Consider the following 23,270-nt stretch of genomic DNA (forward strand, 5'->3'; position numbering starts at 1 on the left):
ACCTATGACGAGCTGTGGAGAGCCCTCGGCTCCGTCTGCGATCTGTTTTCGCCACAAGAGTGCCGAAACTTCTTCAAAGCAGCTCAATGTGTTGCATGATTAGCGCCCGACGCTCTAAAGAACCCAGTCACCAACCTTTCTGCTTCACACGACGAGATCGTATCCGCGCTAGATATGGCGTTTCACGGGTTTTGAACTCTACCGTTTAGCTATTCAACTGGATGACAACATTGATAGCCAGTCTAGAAAACATGCTGAATGCAAATCGGGCCTTAACTTTTCAAGGTATTTCCGGCAATCCGCTCAACTTCTCCAATGCAGCCCGCAAACTATGACCAGTGCCGCTGAGTTAGAAACCGTCAGTAGCCGTGAGATTTATCGGCTCGAGCTTACAGAAGTCACCCGGGTAGCGCGCGCCTCATGCGAAGAACGCAAACGGTAACGATCACCGGGATATGTGAATCGGCTGCGTGTGACCGGTATCCCGTCCCGCCACGTCTGCCTGTCCACGAGCAAACAAGGTTGGCTGATGTCTATCTGCAGATTTTCGCGAATATCTTCATCGGCGCGTATTGCTCGGATGGTATTGTCCACTGTCGTGACAATCGTATTGCGCAACAACCAGAAATTCGGGGTAATGAGGGTGAAGTCCTGCTGGAGATAATCGGGGGCTTCAGCGCTATTCACATATCGCTCTTCGATCTGGATCGGCGTTCCATCTTCGAGGTGCAAAAGCTTGGAATAGAAGACCTCGTTTTCCGGTGAGCTCTGCAACATGTTCCGCCGCGGGTTGTCCGCACTCAAAGCCTCATGTTGCAAAACACGGCTGCTATGCGCGCCCCCCGACAGGATCACCTCCTCGGACGCGTCCGGCAAATTAAAAATTGCGCATTGCATCCGCGGACCAATGACGAATGTTCCGCGCCCCTGAATGCGCAAGAGAACGCCATCTGCCTGCAATTCCCGCAACGCCCTGCGCACTGTCAGACGAGACGCGCTGAAGGTTCCCGCAAGGTCATCCTCCGAAGGCACCTGAAAGTTTGCCGGCCATTCTGCTGTTTCGATCTTTTTGTCGATAGCGTTTTTTATTTGAGCATATAATGGTTGGTCTGAACTGTTCATATCTCTACAACAAATGATGTTATTAATAGCGCATAATCACATCCATAGCCTAGTTGGGTCAAGGCCAGTTGCGAGATTACACATAGCATGAATCATGGAATTTAGCCCTGGTGATTGCGAGCTATCGTTCCGGCCACAAATTCTGCTTCTGCGGGAAGATTGTCTAGCGCCGGAGAGCCGCAGACATTTAAGAGCGTCAGCGAAACGGCGAGAATGTCTGGCTTGTCATCAATGAAATCCACCCCGAAATAGATCGGGATCAGTTTTTCCAGAACCACAACTTCAATTCTTTCGGCGTTTAACTCAGCACTTATGATAGTTTCGCGGAAGGCACCCGTATTTTCAAAACGTGTCGCCCACGCATGCACCTTCAGCGTCTTTCGCACGTCTCTCAGCGGGATTACCACCTCTTCCCGCCATTCTTGTATCTCGGCGTATAGAGCGCTGATCGCTTTTGCCGTGACATGATGATCTGTCGTCACCGCGTGCAGAACCGCCAGATAAAACGGCACATCGATGGCGTAATTGTCCTGCAAGCCCAGCAAGGCAGCCGGGATTCCGGGCTTAGCATAGAGCTCAAGCATAAAGCTCCAAAGTGCTGAATGAGGTTCTGCATCGTCCACTGGCGTGTTCCTCTGCCTTTAAGATCCAGACTTCAGTCCGTCCCAACGTTTGACAGTGCCGGTTTCGATATAGAACAGATCAAGAGCGCGGCCCACGGAATGGCAGACTATCTCATCAATGCTTTTGGGATGCGAATAAAAGGCTGGAACGGGCGGCATGATGATCGCCCCCATTTCAGTGAGCGTTGTCATCGTTTTCAAATGCCCGAGGTGCAGCGGCGTTTCCCGCACCATTAGAACCAGTCGACGCCGTTCTTTCAAAACCACATCGGCTGCCCTGCTCATAAGTGTAGACGTCACCCCCGACGCAATCTCGGACATGGTTTTGACCGAACACGGAGCAACCAGCATACCCATTGTCCGGAACGATCCCGATGCTATCGAGGCGCCGACATCAGCGGCCGAATGAACGACATCGGCGCGATGCGACAGCTCTGATTTTTGTAGGCCAAGCTCCTGATGGAGCGTGAGAAGCGCTGCGCGCGAAACGACAAGATGCGTTTCAACGCCTACTGATCGCGCCAGTTCCAGTGCTTTGAGCCCATAAGCTGCACCTGAAGCGCCAGAAATTCCTATCACCAGGCGTTGAACGCTCATCGGTTAAGCTCCCTCAAACCAGTCACTGGCCTTGACGCTGTCGCCAAGTCGCAATCGTTTTCGTTCAAACTCCTGTTCACGCCCCCATGGCTTGGTCGCATCCACGAGCAGCCTGCCCCAATGGTCCTTCTGTTCATCCCGATAAAATGAAGGTGTATCCGGGATGATCAGCATGTCCTTGTCTGGGCGGCAACGCGTTAGAATGGCCCATTGAACATCATCCATGTCGTAGATATTCACGTCGGCATCCACCACCGTGATCTGCTTTGACCATATGGGCTCCGCCCCGATAGCTGCCAGCATGACCTGACGCGCATGTCCCTCGAAGTGCGGCTCGATCTGGATGATGGCGTGATTGACGAATGGCTGGCAGGTTACATTGACGATACCGGGAAGCGCCGCACTCAGACGCTGATAGATATTCGCGGAAACCGATAATTCGAGTGTGAGCACTTCTTCAGGTGAACCACACAATATCGAATGGAACAGCGCGTCTTTGCGCACGGTGACGCCCAGCACTTCGAAAACCGCATTCGGTCCGACAGGAACGTAATAGCCCATGAACTCGCCAAAAGGCCCTTCGGCGCGACGTTCATTGGGTAGAAAGCGCCCTTCGATAACCACTTCGGTTTCTGCAGGAACTTCAAGATCAATATGAGTGCATTTGCGCATGGCAATCGGTCGTCCACGCAGCCGCGCCGCCACTTCCAATTCGTCGACATCATATGGCAGGGGTGCTGCCGCGGTTAGAAATGCATGCGAAGGTGTACCAATCAACATGGCGGCTTCGAGCGGTTTGCCCAGTTTTTCCGCCTTCTCATGATAGATCGTCAGATGATGGCGAGGTGCCAAGCGACAGCGCAACTCGTTATCGCTGATAAACATCGAGCGATGATAGGACAAATTACCAACGCCGGTTTCGGGATCTTTGGCGATAAACATCGCAGAAGTGAAATAGGGCGCCCCGTCCCGGTCAGAATAGGTGATCAGCGGCAGATCGGACAGCTTCACTTCTTCATATTCGGGAAGCTCGCAGTCCTCGGCAAGTTTGAGCGGCTCTTTCATCTCTGACGTGCCAAGCGATGCAAGTCGGCTCCACTGGGTGCAAAAATCCATTGCATCAATGCCGATCACTTCGGCAATTCTGTCGCGCGTGCTGTAGACATTGCTGACAACGGGAAACCGTGTGCCTTTTACGTTGGTAAACATCACGGGCTTCGCCCATTTTTTCTGCGCAAGCTGCGTGACGGCTGCAAGTTCATGCGCAGGGTCAATCTCACGATCAACCACCAGCAGATCGCCGCGCTTTTCAAGCTTTTTGATAAAATCTCTCATCTCAAACTCCATTCTAGGATTCAGCGGACAATGCCCAAATTGGTTGTTAATGCGATACGGGTGGTGCGCGCGTCGTGCGCGGAACGCAGCCGATAACGGTCTCCGGGATAGATAAAACGGCTGCGCGTGACCGGAATCCCGTCGCGCCAGGTCGAACGGTCCAGAAGCAGACAGGGCTGATTGGCATCGATCTGCAAAAGCTGGCGTATGTCGTCTTCAGCGCGAATGGCGCGAATGGCATTATCAACGGTTGTGACCACCGTTTCGCGCCGAAACCATGCCTCGGGGCCCTGCGCTGAAAACGTCTGATCCAGATATCCGGGTGCTTCTGCGGCGTTGACATAACGCTCTTCAAGCTGAATGGGCGTGCCGTCTTCCAGATGGAGAAACCGGCTGTAATAAACCACCGCATCTGCGGACAATTGCAGAATGTTGCGTGCAGGATTGTCCTGCGTAAGAGTCATGTGAATCAGAACCTGACAGGTGTGTGCGCCGCCAGAGCTTGCAATCTCCTCGCTGATATTTGGAAGGTCGAACACGGCGCACTGAGTGCGCGGCCCCAGCACAAACGTGCCTCGCCCCTGCACACGGATCAACACGCCCGCCGTTTGCAGCTCGCGTAGCGCTCGGCGCACGGTCAGTTGTGAAACATCAAACTCTGCCGCCAGATCACCTTCCGAAGGAACCTGAAAATTCGCAGGCCATTCTTCCGTTTCAACGCGGCGATCGATTTCGCTTTTGATTTTTTTGTATAGATGCTGGTCAGTGTTCACGATACGCACTCATAAAAAGGCCAATGTGATAGTGAATTTCAATCATTATGATATCATAATCAAGTGCGTAAATTTATATCTGCTATAAATTTGTCGGACAAAAATCGCCTGCGTCAACATAAACACGGCTATTCAGCGGTTTTATCGCTGTTATGGCGCAATTTCGACGTCGTCACTTTTTGCTATTGACTTTTAAAGTGATATCACTTTGCATAGATACCGATATCTTTAGTGCATCGAAATGAATAATTCCGGGCCGCGCAACGCAAAAGGAAGCCATGCTTCCAGCACAAGGGCTCGCCAAGAGGAGGGGCAATGTCGACCCACGACCTGCAAAAACTTGCTATGTATATCAACGGTGAATGGGTAGGGCCGTCATCGGGCCACTATATTGAGACTATTGATCCGTTTACGGCCAAGCCGTGGGCTCTGGTGCCGCGCGGCAATGCCGAAGACGCTGACAGAGCCATACAAGCAGCACATAATGCCTTCACCAAAGGCCCGTGGAGAAAGTTGCATCCCAGCGAGCGTGGCCGCATTATACAGCGCTTCGCCGACCTCATTGAACAGAATGCCGATGAGCTGGCAGAAATCGAAGTGCGCGACAACGGTCGCCTTCTCGCCGAAATGCGTCATCAAATTCGCTATATTCCGCGCTGGTACCACTATTATGCCGGTCTTGCAGACAAGATTGAAGGTGCCGTTCACCCCTGCGATAAGAAGGCCCTCAGCTTCTCGCGGCACGAGCCAGTCGGCGTCTGCGTCGGCATCGTGCCGTGGAACGCACCGCTGTTTCTGTTTTCATTGAAAGCTGCTCCCGCCTTGGCAGCCGGTTGTACGCTGGTGATGAAACCGGCCGAATATACGTCGGCTACCGCCATCAAATTGATGGAACTGGTCGAAAAGGCTGGCTTCCCCGCAGGTGTGATTAATGTCGTGACGGGTTATGGACCTGAAGTCGGCGAACCGTTGGTGACGCACCCCCTCACCCGCCACGTTGGCTTTACCGGATCAACCCGCACCGGCGCGCATCTTTATGCGCTGGCCGCCAAAGACATCAAGCGGGTCAGCCTCGAACTGGGCGGAAAATCGCCCAATATCATTTTCGAAGACGCCAATCTTGATAACGCCGTACGCGGCGTCGTTGGCGGCATTTTTGGCGCCGTCGGTCAGACCTGTATCGCCGGTTCGCGCTTATTATTGCAGCGCAAAATTTACGATGAATTTCTGGAAAAACTGACAGCCTTCACCAAAACGGCACGCATTGGCGACCCCAAACACGTCGACACCCGCATCGGCCCCATCGCCAACGCCATGCAATATGAGAAAGTGCTGGGTTATATTGATATCGCCCGACAGGAAGGTGCAGAACTCATCCTTGGCGGTAAACGTCCTGATCTGGATGAATGTGCGGCAGGCTATTTCGTTGAGCCAACAATTTTTGCAGGCGTAAACAATGATATGCGGATTGCCCGCGAAGAGGTCTTTGGACCTGTTCTGGCCGCCATCCCATTCGATGATGCGGAAGAAGCCGTAGCCATCGCCAATGACAGCGAATTTGGTTTGGCCGCAGGTGTCTGGACCTCGGATATGCGCCGCGCCATCCTTATGTCCGAAAGCCTGGAAGCGGGCAGTGTCTGGGTAAATACATATCGCGATGTGTCCTACACCACCCCGTTTGGCGGCTATAAAAAGAGCGGAATAGGCCGGGAAAACGGAATAGAAGGAATTAAAGAGTTTCTGCAGACCAAAGCCGTGTGGTTGTCCACCGCAGAGGAGATAGCAAATCCGTTCGTGATCGGTTGAAAAGGAACGGCATAACCAAGCCTAAAAAAACAAGCGAGCCATTTGAGGCCGGGTGGATCGCAAACAATCTCGGCCAAAGGGGAATTAAAAAATGAGTGTTGTAAAAACCAAGCGCTCCAAAAACACAATGGCGCTTACCATCGGGGCGGCGATTAGCCTTCTCATGATCACAGGCACTGTCAGTGCGCAAATCGCAGCCGACAGCCTGCCGCAGAAATATCGCGATGCCGGTGTTATCATGCTGGTTACCGACGCGAAGTATCCGCCCTTCCAGTCTATGAACGACGCTGGCGAAATGGTCGGCTTTGAAGTCGATCTCTGGAACGCGATCGCCGCCCGTCTCAACGTCAAAGTCGATGTTACATCGGTTTCCTTCGATTCCCTCATCCCCGGTGTCCAATCCGGACGTTGGGATATTGCGATGGAAGGCATCACCGACAATGCCGAACGCCAGAAAGTTGTTAGTTTCGTTGATTACGGCTACACGACATCATCAGCTTATGTCCTTGAGCAAAAAGGCGCTGATATCAACGACCATCTCGGCCTTTGCGGGCTGAAAGGTTCTGCGCAAAGCGGCACCGAATGGGTCGATATGATTACCAAGGAAATCGGCGAAGCCTGCGTTGCAGCCGGCAAGGAAAAACCTAGCGTTTCTGAATTCGGCACATCCGAAGCGACATTGCTGTCGGTTTATTCCGGTCGCAGCGACTTCGTTTTGACCTCTGCGGCCCTTGCCGGAGAAATTCAGAAGTCTGCACCGCATCCCGTCAAAGTCATTCCCATGCAGATTTTGCCAAGAATGCCCAGTGGCATCGCATTTCGCAAGAATGAAGCGGATCTCGGCGAAGCCCTGCTCGTAGCCCTGAAAGAAGTCAAGGCCAGCGGCGATTACGACAAAATCTACGCAAAATGGACTGTCTCGCCAATGGCGATGGAACACGAGCCAGGTATAAATCTGGCAACGATCCCAACTTCAAAATAGCAATCTCGGCCGGTGATATAACTCAAGATCGGGCTCATCGGCCGCATCAATGCGAATATGATTGAGAGACAGCTACTATGTCGGATGATTCAACTCTCGCCCCCTCGCCTTCACCTGACCGGCCCATGCTGATATATGTTCCGGCCAGCGCCTGGAAGACGCGGATAGCTGCAACGCTGCTTATCATCTTCATACTTTATAGCGCCCAGATGATTGCGGCTAATCCTAACTTTGGATGGAATGTAGTTGGAGAATATCTGTTCGATAGCCGCATCTTGTCGGGGCTCTCTCTCACGCTATGGCTGACTGTAGTCACTATGGTTATCGGGGTTGTACTGGGAACCATTTTCGCCATCATGGCGATGTCCAATAACATCGCCATCTCGAAAGTAGCCAATGCCTATATCTGGTTCTTTCGTGGAACCCCCGTCCTGGTTCAGTTGATCTTCTGGTACAACCTCGGTGCCCTCTTTCCCGAAATGTCGATCGGGCTGCCTTTCACATCATGGTGGATTTCGGTTCCCACCAATTCATTGATATCGCCGGTAACGGCTGCCGTCCTTGGTCTGGGCTTGAACGAAGGCGCATACATGTCCGAAATCATTCGGAGCGGCCTGATGTCGGTGGAGCCCGGTCAAAAACAAGCGGCAAAATCACTTGGCATGACCAACGGCAAGGCTTTGTGGCGCATTATACTGCCGCAGGCGATGCCGGTCATCATTCCGCCGACCGGCAATCAGACGATCGGTATGCTGAAAACATCGTCTCTGGTGAGTGTGATATCGCTGGCTGACCTGCTCTATTCAGCGCAAACCATCTATTCCCGCAACTTTCAGACCATCCCTTTATTGATCGTGGCGTGCATCTGGTATCTGGCGGCAACAACCATTCTGAGTGCTGCGCAGGTTCGCATCGAGCGGCATTTTGGTCGCTCCAATCAGCAGACCAATAACACCCCAACCCGTCGCCTGTTTGGTCAGAAAGCTCGATAAAATGTCCGATCCGATGATTGTCTTTGACCGGGTGTCGAAAAATTACGGCAGCATGACTGTCCTCAGTAACATCAACCTTGAAGTGGCCGCCGGTGAGGTGATCAGTCTGATTGGCCCGTCGGGATCGGGAAAATCAACGCTGCTACGCTGCGTGAACCATCTGGAGCGCATTGAGCAAGGCAGCATCACGGTGGACGGAGAGTTGATCGGCTACCGGCGCGAAGGCAATTTTGCGCACGAGCTACCAGAAAAGCTGATTGCACGCCAACGCGCCCGGATCGGCATGGTATTTCAGAACTTCAACCTCTTTGGACATAAAACGGCACTCGAAAACGTCATCGAAGCGCCCGTCCATGTGTTGGGAATCGCAAAACGCAAAGCCGTGAAACAGGCAAGCGATCTGTTAGCCCGCGTGGGGCTGGCCGATAAATTAAACCATTATCCCCGCATGTTGTCTGGTGGGCAGCAGCAACGCGTTGCCATTGCACGCGCCTTGGCAATGAAGCCCAAGGTCCTGCTTTTCGATGAACCGACCAGTGCACTTGATCCCGAACTGGTGGGGGAAGTGCTGGACGTCATGCGGTCGCTGGCAGCAGATGGCCTGACAATGATGGTGGTGACGCACGAAATGTCGTTTGCACGCGATGTCTGCAATCGGATTGCATTCATGCAGGCGGGCCAGATTGTTGAATGTGGCGCTCCGGCGGAAATATTGGATAATCCCGCATTTGAGCGAACCCGCTCTTTCCTTTCTAAGGTTCACTAGATGACTGTTCCGCACAAGGCGCATTCTTCGGACAAATGGGACCTGATCATCGTTGGCGGCGGTATAGTCGGATGTTCAACGGCTCTTTATGCCGCACGATCAGGCTTGCGTGTGCTGATTGTCGAGCGTGATACACCGGGATCCAGACAATCCGGCCGAAATCTTGGCTTTGTGCGTCAGCAGGGCCGTGACTTTCGCGAGCTTCCGCTGGCCATGGCTTCTCTCAACCTGTGGGAAGGGCTGGAGCAGGATCTGGGCCGCAAAGTGGGCTGGCTTCGTGGCGGCAACGCGGTCCTTGCCACCAGTGACAGTGACCTTGCCAACCAGGCCGATTGGCAATCCAAAGCCACACAGTTTGGGTTGGACACGGTTCTGCTCACACAAGCGCAAATTCGCGAAAAACTCCCGCTTATCTCAGACAAGGCTGACGTGCGCGGGGCGATGTTTACGGCATCAGACGGGCGTGCCGAACCGAGCCGGGCAAGCCGAGCCATGTTTGAAGCAGCAGTAGAAGCCGGTGTTTCCGTGATCCTTGGTGGACGCGTGACGCGGCTAGACCTTCAGGCTGGACATGTCCAAGGCGTCTGGATTGATGGCAAGCTTTATCGCGCGGATCAGGTGCTGTGTGCTGCGGGCACCGAAAGCGCCAAGCTATTACGCGCTGTTGGATACAATCTCCCGCAGGAAAGAATACGAGCGACCGTGGCACGCACGGTCCCGGCAGCAAGCCTCACCGTCAATCCATGCATTTCACTGCCACTGACCGGCATTCGTCAGGATGCGCGTGGAGCATTCGTCTTTTCGGTGGCGGGCGGCGAATATGACGTGCGCCTCGATTCCTGGCGCACCATGCGTCACTACAAAGAAACACGTAAAAACAATCCCGACGCAGCACGCATCAATTATCTCGGCCCACTGCAAAAACTTGCGCCCTCGCGGCCTGTGCTGGCGATTGCTGATATTGCACCGACGAGCGAGGCGGTTGAACCTGCGTATTATCGTGTGCAGCAGGCGCATGACGAAATACGGGGCTTCATACCGGCGATCGCTGATCTCGAAATCGAAGCGGTCTGGGCCGGCATCATCGACACACTTCCTGACGTGATCCCGGTTATGGGCCATGTGGGGAGCGTCGATGGACTTCTGGTGGCGACGGGCTTCAGCGGACACGGTTTCGGGTTGGGGCCAATGGCTGGAAAAGTCATGGCGGAGCTGGCTCAAGGACGCCCGTCTTCAGTAGATATAGCGGGTCTGTCGCCTGCTCGTTTCTAACCATCTGGGTGCAACCAGAACCGCCACCCCCTACACAACACAATGAATTATAAAAGACTTGGAGACGCAAGAATGGCCCAGAGAATTTTTTCCGGTCAACCTTCGGAAGCAATCGCCGGATATGCCAAAGCCGTTATCCATGGAAGCACGATCTATGTCTCCGGCACTACTGGCCGCGATAAATCAACGGGCACCTTCCCTTCGGATGCAGCGCAACAGGCACGCAATGCGCTCGCTGATATTGACGACGTTTTAAAGAAGGCTGGGGCAAGCCTTGCTCACGCCGTCGCCAGCCGGGTTTACGTCACCGATCTTGAAGCCGCCGATGCTGTAACGCCAGTGCTTGGTGAAGTGTTCAAAGACATTCGTCCGACCAGCACATTTCTGATCTGCCAAATCCCAGCGCGCGGAGCAAAAGTGGAGATTGAGATTACAGCTTCAGTCGCAAAGTAAGGCTCCCTTTCCTACAGTTTAACTAAAGTGCCGACGGCATTCCCATCAATTATTAGGGTCCTTAGGTAACCCCCCGGCAATTAACAGGGTTTAAAAGTAGAATTTTCTCAGCATTGTTCGGGAGCATCGCTGGAACCACAAGCGCATATACCGCATCTACCGTGAGCTGGAACTGAACCTCAGGATTAAGCCACGCAAGCGGTTGAAGCGCGACAAACCCGATGCGCTGGCCGTACCCGAAACGCCAAATTTGATTTGGTCCATGGATTTCATGGTGGATCGATTGGAAGACGGCAGGCAATTCCGGCTGTTGAATGTCCTGGACGACTTTAGTCGCGAGGGGCTCGGCATTGAAGTTGACTTCTCACTACCAGCTGAGCGTGTCATTCGTTGCCTCAACCAGATCATCGAATGGCGCAGCAAACCCCGCACAATTCGTGTGGATAATGGGCCTGAGTATGTCAGTGGCAAGCTCATGGAATGGGCTGAAAAACAAGGGGTTACTATCAGTCACATCCAACCTGGAAAGCCGCAACAAAATGCATATGTCGAACGCTATAACCGAACTGTTGGGCACGAATGGCTAGACCAACACATCATTGAAAGCATCGAAGAGGCTCAGGAATTCGCTACACAATGGCTCTGGACGTATAACAACGAACGGCCCAATATGGGTATCGGCGGCATAACGCCCGCACAGAAACTGAAAATGGCTGCGTAAATTCTACTGCCAAGCCCCGTTAATTACGGGGGGATTACCGGGCGTCTTTGCGGATGTAGATACCCTGTCGAGGCCGTGGCAACTAACAACAGATCATCCTTACGCAACATGAATAAATTGGCTGTCGCTTTCAGGAATTCAGAACATTGTATTGTTGTTCTTCGCGGTATCGGAAACCTTCTGGATCACATCCCAATGCTCAACAATTTTACCGTTATCTATGCGAAAAACGTCGACAATTGCCCGACCAGGATCGTTGGTATTTTCCTTCGAATTCACATGAATAAACACAAGATCCCCGTCTGTTGCACTCCTGACGATGCGTGATGTCGCCTCTGGATTATCCTTGAACCGTTGCGTAAAGAAATTTACAAAGGCAGCTTTCCCGTCAGGCACACTAGGATTGTGTTGAATGTACTGATCCACGATTACGTGAGAATATCTTTCAACTTCATGCTTATTGAACACACCATCATAAAATTCGAGTACGATGGAGCGGTTGCTTTCTTCCTTCGCGATATCTCTTGTATTTTCTGCTGCATATGTATGATTTGAAAACGCTTGCGCACCCAAAACGGCACTAAAGCAGCAAACAATAAAACCCAATTTTAGATAAATCTCGGACATGTTTGACCTCTGACTTTATTTCGAATAGTCAATTTGATGTTCGCCATAGGCGAATAAAGCTCTTAACTGCAGCGTCCAGCAATTCACCATTGAGTTTTTTATCTGGAGTCGCCGTTCCGAGTAGAAGTCGGGGGAAAAGAAATCCGCTGATGCTGCCAAGAAATAGCATTGCCTGTATTTCTGGATTGGCCACCTGAAATTCTCCGGCTTCAGTGCGTAGCTCAATATATGCCGCAAGCCGACCCAGTACCTGACCGCTTTTCTCTGACTTCAGGTCCCCCCCAATTTCAGGCATCTCCTCCACTGCCTGGATCATAGCACGCAATAGCTTGGCCATTTCCAAGTCGAGGAAATTGTCCACAACGATGCCCGCAACTACAGGCAACAGAACTTCCGGTTCGCTTTTCCATGGCGCATTATCGAGCCGGTTGCGGATTTTTTCGCGTATGTCGTCAAAAGCCGCTTTGAGCAGAACCTGCTTGCTGCCGAAACGATTATAAAGGGTTTGACGGGTCAGGCCTGCTTCAGCTGCAACCAGTTCGAGGCTGACAGCAGAACCATGCTTGGTTAGCATTTTTCGAGTGGCGCTTAGAACGGACGCAGTGCTCACATTCATTTTCCGATCCATTTCCTCCTCCCTTCATTCGAGCTTTAGGCGACATTACGGAGTTTTAATTTTACTTTACTGTAAAGTCAAATATTCTAGGAGAATAGACCCCCAGCAGAGCAGCCGCGGCTCGGCTTAAGAAAGAGGCTTGCGTATGAAACTTGGAAAAAGAGGAATATTTGCGCTTGGGATTGCTGCAGGCGCGGTTTTTTTTGGATGGCAAGGATTGCTACGTCAGACAGTGGTGGAAACATCTCCAGAAACAAGTATGTCCGCTCCTGCAAGTGCGATCATTGTTGAGGCGGCAACGGTGGAAACACGGGATCTGAAAAAGCTTATTTCAGCAGTTGGTACTTTACGCGCCAAGGAATCCGTCACACTGGCCTCGGAGATCGGCGGCCGCGTTGAAAAGATATTGTTCGAGGAAGGCCGTCCGGTTGAAGCCGGAGCAATTCTCTTTCAGCTCGACACTACAATTTTGAATGCATCAGTGCAGTCTGCCAGCGCTGCATACGAACTTGCCGGTTCAACATTCGAACGAACAGAATCTCTTTCAAAACGCGGCATCAGCGCGACACAAACACTGGACGAAGCGCAAGCTAACTTACACAGTACCGAGGCTGCTCTCGCCTTAGCGCAAGCGCAACTTGAGCAAGCTGCTATTCGGGCACCATTCAGCGGCGTTATTGGCCTACGCTCTGTAAGCGTAGGCGCTTACGTGACGGCAGGCTCCAGTGACCTGGCAAAACTCGACCAGATTGATCCCCTCGTTGCAGAATTTACGTTGCCTGAAGTCGCACTCACCAATCTTTCTGTTGGGCAGGAAGTCTCCATTAACACTGACGCTCTACCTGGCCAGCCATTTAAGGGGGCAATCTACGCCATAGAACCATCAATCGAAGAGGCTGGGCGCTCGATCCGCATCAGAGCAATGGTTGACAACCCTGATCTACAGCTTCGCCCCGGACTTTTCGCGCGCATAGAAGTAACGGCGGGCACCAAAGGCGATGCCATTCTGGTACCGGAGAGCGCGATCGTGCCGAGCGGCGAGAGCCAGAATGTTTATCGTATCAACACGGAAGAGACGGTTGAAATTGTTCCAGTGACACTCGGCCAGAGACTGGATGGTAAGGTCGAAATCCTCGAAGGTCTGGACAAGGAAGCTCGCGTTGTCACCGCTGGTCAGCAGAAACTGCAGGCTGGCAGCAAGGTGCAGGAACAGAAACTGGAGGGCTCAATTTAATGTCGTTATGGGAAGTATGCATTCGCCGCCCTGTGCTTGCGACAGTTCTTAGCCTCGTTCTGGTGTTACTTGGAGTCGTGTCCTACGAGCGGCTGACCACACGTGAATATCCAGATGTTGAAGAACCGACTGTTTCGGTTTCAACAACCTATCCGGGTGCAAATGCGGAAATTGTTGAAAGTCAGGTCACACAGGTTTTGGAAACTCAACTCTCTGGTATTGCCGGTATTGATGTGGTGACTTCAACAAGTCGTGCAGAAACTAGTGCAATTACCGTGCGCTTCACACTTGGGACCGATCCCGAAGTAGCCGCGGCGGAAGTTCGTGATCGTGTGTCGCGTGCTAGACGAAACTTGCCCGACGAGATTGATGAACCGATTGTCGCCAAGGTGGAAGCGGATGCACAACCTATAATGTATGTAGCGTTCACGAGTGATACTCAATCAAGCCTTGAAATTACCGATACGCTCAACCGTACGGTCGTAGATCGCATTCAGAACCTACCTGGCGTATCGGAGGCCCGCATTCTGGGGGCTCGAGAATATGCAATGCGCGTCTGGATCGATGCCCGCAAACTTGCTGGCTACGGTCTCACTGTTCAAGACGTCGAAACCGCCCTTTCAAGCCAGAACGTAGAAGTTCCTGCAGGCCGAATTGAAAGTCAGGACCGGGAATTCACGTTGCTTGCCAATACCGCGCTTACCACACCCGAAGAGTTCGCCGACATCATTATCAATGTGGTGAATGGCTATCCCATTCGATTACGCGATATTGGACGGGCAGAATTAGGCGCAGCGGACGAAAGGCAAGCGACCACAAAGCAAGGACAAACCGCCGTTTCCATCGGAATTGTAAAACAGGCAACCGCCAATCCGCTGGATGTGGCAAACAATGTACGCGCTGTCCTGCCCGCCATTCAGGAGAGTTTGCCGCAAGGTATGGAAGCAGAAATCACCTACGACAGCTCAATCTTCATTGATCGCTCTATTGAAGCCGTGTTTCACACGATCGGCGAAGCAATCGTGCTCGTCATTTTGGTAATCTTCTTTTTCCTCCGTTCCATTCGTGCCAGTCTTATCCCGATTGTAACGATACCCGTATCGCTGATTACAACACTCGCGATTATGTTTGCCTTCGGTTTCAGCATCAATACACTGACTCTACTTGCTCTGGTTCTCGCTATTGGTCTTGTTGTCGATGATGCTATTGTGGTTCTGGAAAACGTGCATCGACGCATTGAAAAAGGAGAGACACCGCTTCATGCCGCCATCGCCGGAACCGGCGAGATCGCATTCGCCGTTATCGCGATGACTTTGACACTTGCCGCCGTTTACATCCCAATCGCCTTCACAGAAGGCAGAACCGGGCAGCTCTTCATTGAGTTTGCGCTGACTCTTGCTGGTGCGGTAATTGTTTCCGGCTTCGTAGCACTGACACTAACCCCTATGATGTGCGCCAAGCTATTGCGTCACAATGAAAAAGATGGCCGCCTTTCACGCGCACTCGAAGGTTTTCTTAATCGTCTCAACGAAAGCTATCGTCGCACACTTGTTTTCGCCATGCGGCACAGGTGGATTGTAGTTTTGGGCGCAGCGTCGACGGCCGCTCTGGCAGGATTTCTGTATGTCAATCTGCCAAGCGAACTAGCACCTATTGAGGACCGGGGCGTCGTTCGAATAGCCGGAACAGCTCCGGAAGGCTCTACACTTCAATTCACTGAGCGTTATGGCAAGGCTACTCAGAACATTATGTCAGATATTCCAGAAATCAGCACTTACTTCTCTGTTTATGGTTTTCCGCAAGTCACAAATTTGGGCGCGTTTGGACTTCTCAAGGATTGGGATGAACGTGAACGCAGCCAACAAGAGATAATTCAGTCTATCGGACCTCAAATAAATGCTATTCCAGGCGTACGTGCTTTTGCTTTTAACATGCCATCACTGACTACCGCCCGCGGCGGCGGTGCAGGTGCCAATAATCCAGTCCAATTTGTCGTGCAATCATCGTCCAGTTTTGAGGACCTTAATCAACTCGTCACAGAATTCGTAGCCAAAATCCGCGATAATCCGGGCCTTACCAATATTGAATCCAATCTCGACCTGAACAAGCCACGTATGGAAATCAACATGAACCGGGAAAAGATCCGCGAAGCTGGTCTCCAGGTTTCCGAAGTTGGTCAGACGCTTGAAACGATGTTCGGTAGCCGTCAGGTCACACGTATCGATCGCGATGGAGAACAATCCGATGTTCTGGTGCAGCTCGACCCAAGTGATCGAAGCACGCCCGACTCCATTAATCTGGTAAACATGCGGGGTTCTTCAGGACAGCTCATCCCGTTATCAAACCTTGTAACGGTGAAGGAAAGCGTCGAACCCGCAAATCTCTATCGCTTCAACAGGCTGCGTTCAGCCACTGTGAGTGCGGGACTTACTCCCGGATATTCTCTGGGCGAAGCCCTGACTTATCTGGAAACAGCCGCAGGAGAAAGCTTTCCTTCTTACGCTCAGTACGACTTTGAAGGCGAATCTCGTGATTTCAGAAGTTCAAGTTCGAGCATTCTGTTTGTGTTTGGTCTCGCTATTCTCTTTATATATCTGGTTCTGGCAGCACAGTTCGAAAGTTTTGTAAGTCCATTTATCATTCTATTGACAGTGCCACTTTCCATTGCCGGAGCCTTACTCGCCTTGTGGTTTGCGGGTGCCAGCATGAATGTTTACAGCCAGATTGGGTTAGTGACACTGGTCGGCCTCATCACAAAGCACGGTATTCTTATTGTCGAGTTTGCCAATCATATGCGCGACAAGGACCACGACATTGCTGAAGCCGTAACAGAGGCAGCTGTTATGCGCCTGCGCCCAATTCTGATGACAACCGGAGCGATGGTATTGGGTGCCGTACCTCTTGCCATCGCCACCGGTGCGGGTGCCCAAAGCCGTCAGGCAATTGGTTGGGTCATCGTTGGTGGCATCTCCTTCGGAACATTGCTAACTCTGTTTGTCGTCCCGGTAGTCTATAGCCTAGTCTCCCGCAAGACTGTTGTTCGAGCCCATAATTCTTCCGCTAAATACCATGAAAGTGAGATTATGTAATTTTTGAAGTATTCGTCATAAAAAGCGATAGAGCCATTTCCGCACAATGTTCACTGCCCTAATAAGCAAGTACAAACAAGACTACGGCCTTTTAAGTGATTGCGCTGTCCTGCCGACCCAGAGTAAGCAACATCTTACCAAACGTCAGCTATTCCGCTTGTATGGATTCACGGCCTCCCAACGCCTAAAAGTAATATCATTTCAATCGCCCTTACTAAGTCCGGCGCTGATATCCGGTCACGAGTATCAGCAACTGAAACATCTCAGCGAGTTGCAAGTCTGGGTCTGTCCCAATTTTGAGGCAGATAAGCCTTCAAGGTTATCTAAATTCAACGCCCCCAAACGTGACGCGGTTCTTCAAATTACCGAGCTAACCTTATGTTTTCTAGTTAATTATAACTCTCAACAGATTGATGTCGTGGAGCACTCGGGCTGTTAAAAGTGTGAACCTCTTATAAGTCAGGTTGCGATTTAAACCGAAACTGTTTGCGATAACTTGCCGGAAAGACCGAAAAATTTTTGGAAAACTGCAATCTGAACGAAACGGTGGATCCGAACCCAGCTCTCTCGGCAATGTCGTCTAAGGAGCAGCTTCCTGTCTCCAAAAGCTGTGGCGCAACGCCCAGGCGCCGATAAAGTATCCACAGAACAAAGGTCATTCCTGTCTTTTGCTTGGAATGCCGAATGAAGCTGCGTCTGCTCATATTTGCACGCGACGCCAACTCTTCAAAGTTCAAAGGTTCATTGAGGTGTTTGATTGCCCAATCCATTGCCAAGGACGATGAATCCGTTCGCTCGGTTTTGATGACGGGCATTTCAATGTATTGCGATTAACCGCCGTACCGTTGCGGTGCGACTACCAGACGGCGTGCAACGCGATTTGCTATTTCAGCACCGTAGTCCTTGCGTATCAGAAAAAGACAACAATCCACACCCCGGTTACAAACAGCATAATTACAGGCCGCATCGTCGGCAGAGGCGCCAGGTCTGGCATCGTGTTTGTGAGAGAATCATTTTCACGGCCATTGGCGGCTACACTGTTATCGCCGCTGCGTATGGGTTTACATGTAAGAATAGCAGTTGTCGCTATTCGCAGTAGGATGGCTTATCGTTTCCCGCGATATCGCAGCCGCGTTTGATTTCATCCTTGATCATTGCGCATTAATTGCTCGAATTGCATGGCGGACGTGTTGCTGGAGAGATTTCCTTGCATTGTTTGACGAGGACCTCAGCAGCTTTCTTGCCTATCTCCTGTCTGCAATCAACTGCCGTGGCAGGATCGTCCTTTTGACCCGCCTTCTTTAGCTAGCCCAACTGCTGGTTCAAGAGACCAATACGCTGTCTCGTCAAAAGTTCCTTGCAATCTGCTTCCGAAACCATGATCGCGTAGTTTAGCTGCTGATAACGGCATTCACTGTCGCGACATTTGATCCAATTGCGTTGACTTTCCTTGAGCTGCGCCTGGTTTGAAACAGACAGAGAATTGATGACCTGTGCGTAGATATCATTCAACCGGCGATCGGCTGCATTCAATTCAGCAAACGCCGCCGACGAATGCAACATTGTAAAGATAACCATCCCGGCCAATAGAAATCGCTTCACCTTGGATAATCCTCTATTGATACGCAGTTAATTGTAAGAACGATTCCCCGCCCTCAAAAGTAAGTCCGCAGCTAACAATAGCTCATTATTCAGAAGAGTAGCAATTCCGTCGCCTGAATTGGTTAAGAAGATTTATCGCATTGTTCATGTGACAGCTAGTTTTCTTACACTGGCTCATTAGAAGAACCCGAACTCGACTTCCCTTTATCAGGCGATGTCAAAAAAGGCTACGAGCATACAGTATGGATTTGGGTTGAGGCCAAAACTTAATTTTAACCCCAACGGTCTGTGTTAATTTGCTTCGATTGCCTGAAGACCTGCAAGAGCGCATTCTGCATCGGTTGCACCTGAAGGTGCGCCACCGACACCAATTCCTCCAACGAGAGCGTCGCCGATCTTGATCGGCAGTCCGCCTGCCTGAATAACCAAGCGAGAATCCATATCCCGCATGCCGTTATTGGCTGGCTTCGACGCGATAAACTCTGCAAGTTCACCGGAACCGCGACCCAGAGCTGCTGACGTGAATGCTTTTCCTTCAGCGCTATTGCCAGTATGCGGACCAGAAAGATCGGCCTTGAGCAGAACCTTGGTCGATCCATCGCGTGCTACGACTGCGACGCTCACATTGTTGCCCTTGGCAACGCAGGCATTCAGCGCAGCCTTTGCAGCCTTGGTTGCCATATCAAGCGGTAAATAGGGCATGGTGGGAAGGGTCTGAGAAAAAGCGGTAGCCGGAGCCACCGACAGGGCGATAATTGCAAGTTTGCGGATCATGGTCGTTCCTCGGTTGTGATAAGAAACAATTAGTTTCCACCAGCGAGAAACGGAATCCGTAACATTTACGATCTTATCCGTAGTTCTACGGATTCGACTGCCCCTCCAGCCACAAACGCGTCATTTCCGCTTGCGAAGTCGTACCCAGTTTCGCCCCTATAGACGCACGATGGCTGTCTATCGTACGTGGCGATACTTCAAGACCATCAGCGATTTGCTTGGTCGTGAAACCTCGCGCAATACGATCGAGCACCTCGCGTTCACGCGCCGTCAACGTGTCCAGCAGTGCCAGCGTTTCGGCTCTTAGCGCCTTGCTCCCGAGCCTATGGTCAAGCAATTGCTGAGCCTTCTGGATTGCATCGATCAAATCCTGCTCATCGACCGGCTTGGAAAGATAATCCACCGCGCCATTTCGAAAGGCGCGACGACAGGCTTCGATATCGCCGTGGCCCGAAATGATGATCACCGGCCAGTCAATTTCCTGTTCGGCTAACAGCTCCTGAAGTTTCAGGCCTGTCAAGACCGGCATGCGAATATCGAAGATCATGCACCCCGGCTTCAGTCGTGGTAGCTGCCCCAGAAACACAGAAGGATCAGCAAAACTCCTGACCTCGATGTCTATGGTCGACAGGAGAAGGCTGAGCGACTTTCTTACTGCTTCATCGTCATCAACGAGATAGACCGGCTGAATCATCCTCTTAACTTCCCGTGTCTTGAGCGATTGGGAGCACAACGCGAAACAGCGCACCGCGCTCCTGTGGAGTGTAGGAAATCTCGCCGCCAAAACGTTCGACCAGCCGCTGACTGAGTGCCAGACCGAGGCCGGTTCCTTCAGGGCGACTTGTGGTAAACGGAGTAAATAGGCGCGGCAATAGTTCCAATGCTACGCCCGGACCATTATCCGCAATTTCCAGAATGGCTATCGGCCCATCAGCTTTCAGGGATGCATTGACCCGCCAGTCCTGATCTCCGTCATGAAAGGATTCAATCGCATTACGGAGAAGATTAAACATCACCTGCTCCATTTCCACGGGATCGACCGCAGCCATCAAAGGTGTTTCAGGCATCACAAGTTCAACTTTGACGCCTCGCCGGTTCGCGTCCGAAGCCAGCAAGGTCTGCACATTTTGAAGCGACAGGCGAAGATCGGCGGGTGTCGTCTGCCGACGCTGTGGGCGAGACCAGTTGCGTAGTCGATCCAGAATGGCCGATGCACGGCGCGTCTGGTCCACCATATCGTCCAGCGCTCCAGCGAGAGCCTCCGTATTGTTGCGGTTCAACAAGCGGCGCCCTGCCTGCGCACCAGCGAGAAGCGCCGTCAGAGGCTGTGTCAGTTCATGCGCCATGCCACTTGCCATCTCCCCCATCGTGTTGACCCGCGAGGCGTGGGCCAAACGGGCGTCAAGGCCGCTCAGTTCTGCACGGCGTTCTGCATAGCGAGTGCGTTGTGTCTGGCGGACGATGACCAACCCACCGAAGAACAGCAGATTGGTGAGGACAAAAATCGGGATCAACTGGTCAAAAGGCAACAGATCGGTCCAGCGCATTGCGAGCGCAGTTTGGAAAAGAAGCGGCTGCGTGGCGCTACCCAGTTTCTTGGAAAAACGCGCTTCGCCGAACGAGACCAGGCTACTGAACAGAACCGTTCCATCGGGCATCAGGACGCGTCGTGCAACACCTTTACGGCTCCAGAATGCGTCATCAGATGTAATCAGACTGCCGGCATTGATCGCCAGCGCCAGGCCGTCGTGAAGATTATCCGTATTCGGACTCCGTTTTACGATCAAATAGTGTCCCGGCCGTGCTGTGGGTGCCAGCAGTTCGGGAACACCGCGTGATGAAAGGGCCGCCGCACGTATGGCATCGGCCAGTTCCGGTTCCAGCTTTCTGGTGCCGGTCACTGGGACGGTTGACTCCATCGGCACCAATTGAATCTCGTCTATGCGCGGATAGAAACGAACGATCGTTGCCGCCACTTCAAGGAAAACATCGTCCTGAGAGATATCGGCAGTTCGCGCCTTGGATTGAGCAATCGTCGAAAGCGCAGTCAGATGGGCATCGTGCTGGTCAGCGCGCTGCGAAGCCTCACGGTGCAAAGTAAAGCTGGCCGCTTGAAGTTCGGACAACAGGGCGGCGCGCTGATAGACAACGAGGCCACCTATCGCCAGAAGATTGAACAGTAACCACATGAGGATCGCAAGTGCGGCAGACCGGATGCTTCTATTGTGGAGGTTCATAAATTACATCCCGGTATCAGCCGCTGTTCAGACGGAATATCGACCCAGCTGACAATCATAATTCGAACAAGTCTTGTGACGTTATTGGAGTTTGGCAAGGCTGGCAAATGCAGCGTCGGTGGAAGGGCCTATGGCTTCGCAACTGTGCGAAAAGCCGCCGCCAGCTTTTTGACCGCGATCTCCATTTCCGTCGGTGTATACGCTGCAAATCCCATCAGAAAACCAGCCTTTCCTCCACCTGTAGCATAAAGCCCGGACAAACCGAGGAGCTGGATTCCGACGCGCTGGGCAGCCGCTACGGCATTGCGTTCCGATAGATCGCCCGTGAGACGGCAAGACATTTGCAGCCCCCCGGCAGGTACATGCGGTTCGACAAAATCTGCAAGATGCCCTTCGATCAACTCGGCCAGCAGATCGCGCCGTTCGGCATAGATGCCGCGCATAGACCGGACATATACACCGAAATGTCCGCCCTCCATGAACCGGGCAAGCGTCAACTGCGCTATTGGTGCAGAATGCCCGTCGAGCAGTGTGCGCGCGACGGTCATCGGTTTGACCAGTTGCGGCGGCAATACCATGTAGCCAATACGCAGGCCCGGAAAGAGTGATTTGGTGAAAGTACCGATATAGATTGTCCGATCATGCCGGTCGAGGCCTTGCACGCAGGCCATCGGTTTGCCAGCGTAGTGAAACTCGCTGTCATAATCATCCTCGATAATCCATGTCTGCTGGCGGGCAGTCCATGCGATCAGTGCCAGGCGACGATCCAGCGACAGGGTCGCACCGGTTGGAAACTGATGCGAAGGTGTGAGAAACACGGCCTTGGCTTTGCTCGTTTCGCTTACCATCCGCTCGATCACAATGCCCTGGTCATCCACACCGATCGGGATGGCTTCAAGTCCAGCGGCATCGAACGCCTTGCGTGCGCCATAATAGGCAGGATCCTCGATGAAGATCCGATCACCGGGATCGAACAGCACGTTTGCACATAAATTCAGTGCCTGTTGCGAGCTGGTGAGGATCAGCACCCTGTCGGGTGTCGCGCGGCCGCCGCGTTCCAGGTTCACGTATTCGGCGACAGCGCGCCGCAAGGGCACTATCCCCTGCGGATCGCCATGCAAAAGCACCTGCGTACCGGTTTCCTTTAACACCTGCCGCTCCAAACGCTCCCAAAGCTGAAGCGGGAAGTTCCGGGTTTCCGGAACGCCGTGGGCGAAAGGCCGTGGCGAAAGGCGCTCGCGCACGCCACCGCTGTGAAACATGACCGCTCCGCGTTTGCTCAGATTGGGTGCCTGATTGCGCAAAAGTGCATCGCGCTGGGAAACGCTGTGTCCGGGCGTAAATTCCGTTATCTGCGCCACAAAACTTCCGCTGCCCACCCGGCGGTCGATGAAACCCTCGGCATGCAACTGAGCATAAGCCGCTTCGATCGTGTCCCTGGACACGCCTAGCGATTTGGCGAGACTACGCGAAGACGGGAGTGTTTTTCCCGGCCCGAGTGCGCCATCGACGATCAATTGCCGGATTGATCGCTGAATGCGGGCATGGAGCGGCATGGCCGCATGGGCGGGATGGGCAATCCAAGCCTTAACAGATTCAAGTTGGGCGTGCTTGAACAAATGGACTGATCCTGACTGGCAAAATGGATG

21 protein-coding genes and 1 pseudogene are annotated in these 23,270 nt (G+C 52.5%); 9 read left to right on the forward strand and 13 right to left on the reverse strand.

All coding sequences use genetic code 11. From position 1 onward, the window contains the following. Window positions 1-375: 375 nt before the first annotated feature. The 5 genes from hutC (OIV19_RS16935) to hutC (OIV19_RS16955) form a co-directional block, all read right to left on the reverse strand. Window positions 376-1,122 (reverse strand): histidine utilization transcriptional repressor HutC, encoded by a 747-nt coding sequence (gene hutC, locus OIV19_RS16935; protein ID WP_264232360.1) that lies wholly within the window; start codon window positions 1,120-1,122, stop codon window positions 376-378. Window positions 1,123-1,223: 101 nt separating this feature from the next. Beyond that, window positions 1,224-1,745, reverse strand: a complete 522-nt coding sequence (locus tag OIV19_RS16940; protein WP_264232361.1) for a TIGR02444 family protein — start codon at window positions 1,743-1,745, stop codon at window positions 1,224-1,226. Between the two features lie 18 nt (window positions 1,746-1,763). After that, window positions 1,764-2,342, reverse strand: coding sequence for a UbiX family flavin prenyltransferase (locus OIV19_RS16945; RefSeq protein ID WP_264232362.1), 579 nt, complete (start codon window positions 2,340-2,342; stop codon window positions 1,764-1,766). Window positions 2,343-2,345: 3 nt separating this feature from the next. Further along, entirely contained in the window at window positions 2,346-3,677 is a 1,332-nt protein-coding gene (locus OIV19_RS16950; RefSeq protein WP_264232363.1) for a UbiD family decarboxylase, read from the reverse strand. Between the two features lie 20 nt (window positions 3,678-3,697). Next, complete coding sequence (hutC, locus tag OIV19_RS16955) at window positions 3,698-4,450, reverse strand: histidine utilization transcriptional repressor HutC (RefSeq protein ID WP_498831060.1); 753 nt, start codon at window positions 4,448-4,450, stop codon at window positions 3,698-3,700. 315 nt (window positions 4,451-4,765) lie between these two features. On the opposite strand from hutC (OIV19_RS16955), the gene OIV19_RS16960 reads away from it, so the two are divergent. The 7 genes and pseudogenes from OIV19_RS16960 to OIV19_RS16990 all read left to right on the forward strand — a co-directional run. After that, window positions 4,766-6,256: an aldehyde dehydrogenase gene (locus OIV19_RS16960; RefSeq protein ID WP_264232364.1), complete on the forward strand. Its 1,491-nt coding sequence runs from the start codon at window positions 4,766-4,768 to the stop codon at window positions 6,254-6,256. A gap of 91 nt (window positions 6,257-6,347) precedes the next feature. After that, the gene (locus tag OIV19_RS16965; RefSeq protein ID WP_264232365.1) at window positions 6,348-7,238 is read left to right on the forward strand and encodes an ABC transporter substrate-binding protein; all 891 of its coding nucleotides are present in this window, start codon (window positions 6,348-6,350) and stop codon (window positions 7,236-7,238) included. A gap of 77 nt (window positions 7,239-7,315) precedes the next feature. Next, entirely contained in the window at window positions 7,316-8,230 is a 915-nt protein-coding gene (locus OIV19_RS16970; RefSeq protein ID WP_264232366.1) for an amino acid ABC transporter permease, read from the forward strand. A gap of 1 nt (window position 8,231) precedes the next feature. Further along, window positions 8,232-8,996: an amino acid ABC transporter ATP-binding protein gene (locus tag OIV19_RS16975; RefSeq protein WP_319637607.1), complete on the forward strand. Its 765-nt coding sequence runs from the start codon at window positions 8,232-8,234 to the stop codon at window positions 8,994-8,996. Next, complete coding sequence (locus OIV19_RS16980) at window positions 8,997-10,268, forward strand: NAD(P)/FAD-dependent oxidoreductase (protein WP_264232367.1); 1,272 nt, start codon at window positions 8,997-8,999, stop codon at window positions 10,266-10,268. It abuts the gene before it with no gap. 72 nt (window positions 10,269-10,340) lie between these two features. Continuing rightward, the gene (locus OIV19_RS16985) at window positions 10,341-10,721 is read left to right on the forward strand and encodes a RidA family protein (protein ID WP_264232368.1); all 381 of its coding nucleotides are present in this window, start codon (window positions 10,341-10,343) and stop codon (window positions 10,719-10,721) included. Window positions 10,722-10,836: 115 nt separating this feature from the next. Next, window positions 10,837-11,442: pseudogene (locus tag OIV19_RS16990) on the forward strand (IS3 family transposase); the annotation flags it as partial. Between the two features lie 138 nt (window positions 11,443-11,580). Here the strand turns inward: OIV19_RS16990 and OIV19_RS16995 are convergent. Continuing rightward, window positions 11,581-12,069 carry a nuclear transport factor 2 family protein gene (locus OIV19_RS16995; protein WP_264232369.1) on the reverse strand — a complete coding sequence of 163 codons (489 nt, stop codon included), beginning with the start codon at window positions 12,067-12,069 and terminating at the stop codon, window positions 11,581-11,583. Window positions 12,070-12,097: 28 nt separating this feature from the next. Then, window positions 12,098-12,697: a TetR/AcrR family transcriptional regulator gene (locus OIV19_RS17000; protein ID WP_264232370.1), complete on the reverse strand. Its 600-nt coding sequence runs from the start codon at window positions 12,695-12,697 to the stop codon at window positions 12,098-12,100. 247 nt (window positions 12,698-12,944) lie between these two features. Here OIV19_RS17000 and OIV19_RS17005 point away from each other — a divergent pair, with 247 nt between their 5' ends. Next, complete coding sequence (locus OIV19_RS17005; protein ID WP_264232371.1) at window positions 12,945-13,919, forward strand: efflux RND transporter periplasmic adaptor subunit; 975 nt, start codon at window positions 12,945-12,947, stop codon at window positions 13,917-13,919. Then, the gene (locus tag OIV19_RS17010; RefSeq protein WP_264232372.1) at window positions 13,919-17,008 is read left to right on the forward strand and encodes an efflux RND transporter permease subunit; all 3,090 of its coding nucleotides are present in this window, start codon (window positions 13,919-13,921) and stop codon (window positions 17,006-17,008) included. Before OIV19_RS17005 ends, OIV19_RS17010 begins: the two co-directional genes overlap by 1 nt. 452 nt (window positions 17,009-17,460) lie before the next feature. Here the strand turns inward: OIV19_RS17010 and OIV19_RS17015 are convergent, their stop codons facing one another. From OIV19_RS17015 to pdxR, 6 genes are all read right to left on the reverse strand, one after another. Next, window positions 17,461-17,823: a helix-turn-helix domain-containing protein gene (locus OIV19_RS17015; RefSeq protein WP_369698104.1), complete on the reverse strand. Its 363-nt coding sequence runs from the start codon at window positions 17,821-17,823 to the stop codon at window positions 17,461-17,463. A 490-nt stretch (window positions 17,824-18,313) separates the two neighbouring features. After that, window positions 18,314-18,610 (reverse strand): lysozyme inhibitor LprI family protein, encoded by a 297-nt coding sequence (locus tag OIV19_RS17020; protein ID WP_264232373.1) that lies wholly within the window; start codon window positions 18,608-18,610, stop codon window positions 18,314-18,316. A 291-nt stretch (window positions 18,611-18,901) separates the two neighbouring features. Continuing rightward, window positions 18,902-19,384: a GlcG/HbpS family heme-binding protein gene (locus OIV19_RS17025; protein WP_264232374.1), complete on the reverse strand. Its 483-nt coding sequence runs from the start codon at window positions 19,382-19,384 to the stop codon at window positions 18,902-18,904. Between the two features lie 85 nt (window positions 19,385-19,469). Then, a complete protein-coding gene (locus tag OIV19_RS17030) occupies window positions 19,470-20,078 on the reverse strand; it encodes a response regulator (RefSeq protein ID WP_264232375.1) in 609 nt (202 codons plus the stop codon). Between the two features lie 4 nt (window positions 20,079-20,082). After that, complete coding sequence (locus tag OIV19_RS17035; RefSeq protein ID WP_264232376.1) at window positions 20,083-21,621, reverse strand: ATP-binding protein; 1,539 nt, start codon at window positions 21,619-21,621, stop codon at window positions 20,083-20,085. Window positions 21,622-21,749: 128 nt separating this feature from the next. After that, entirely contained in the window at window positions 21,750-23,240 is a 1,491-nt protein-coding gene (gene pdxR, locus OIV19_RS17040; protein WP_264232377.1) for a MocR-like pyridoxine biosynthesis transcription factor PdxR, read from the reverse strand. Between the last annotated feature and the right edge of the window lie 30 nt (window positions 23,241-23,270).

The sequence above is a fragment of the Brucella sp. HL-2 genome (genome assembly GCF_025846885.2).
Taxonomy (GTDB): domain Bacteria; phylum Pseudomonadota; class Alphaproteobacteria; order Rhizobiales; family Rhizobiaceae; genus Brucella; species Brucella quorumnocens.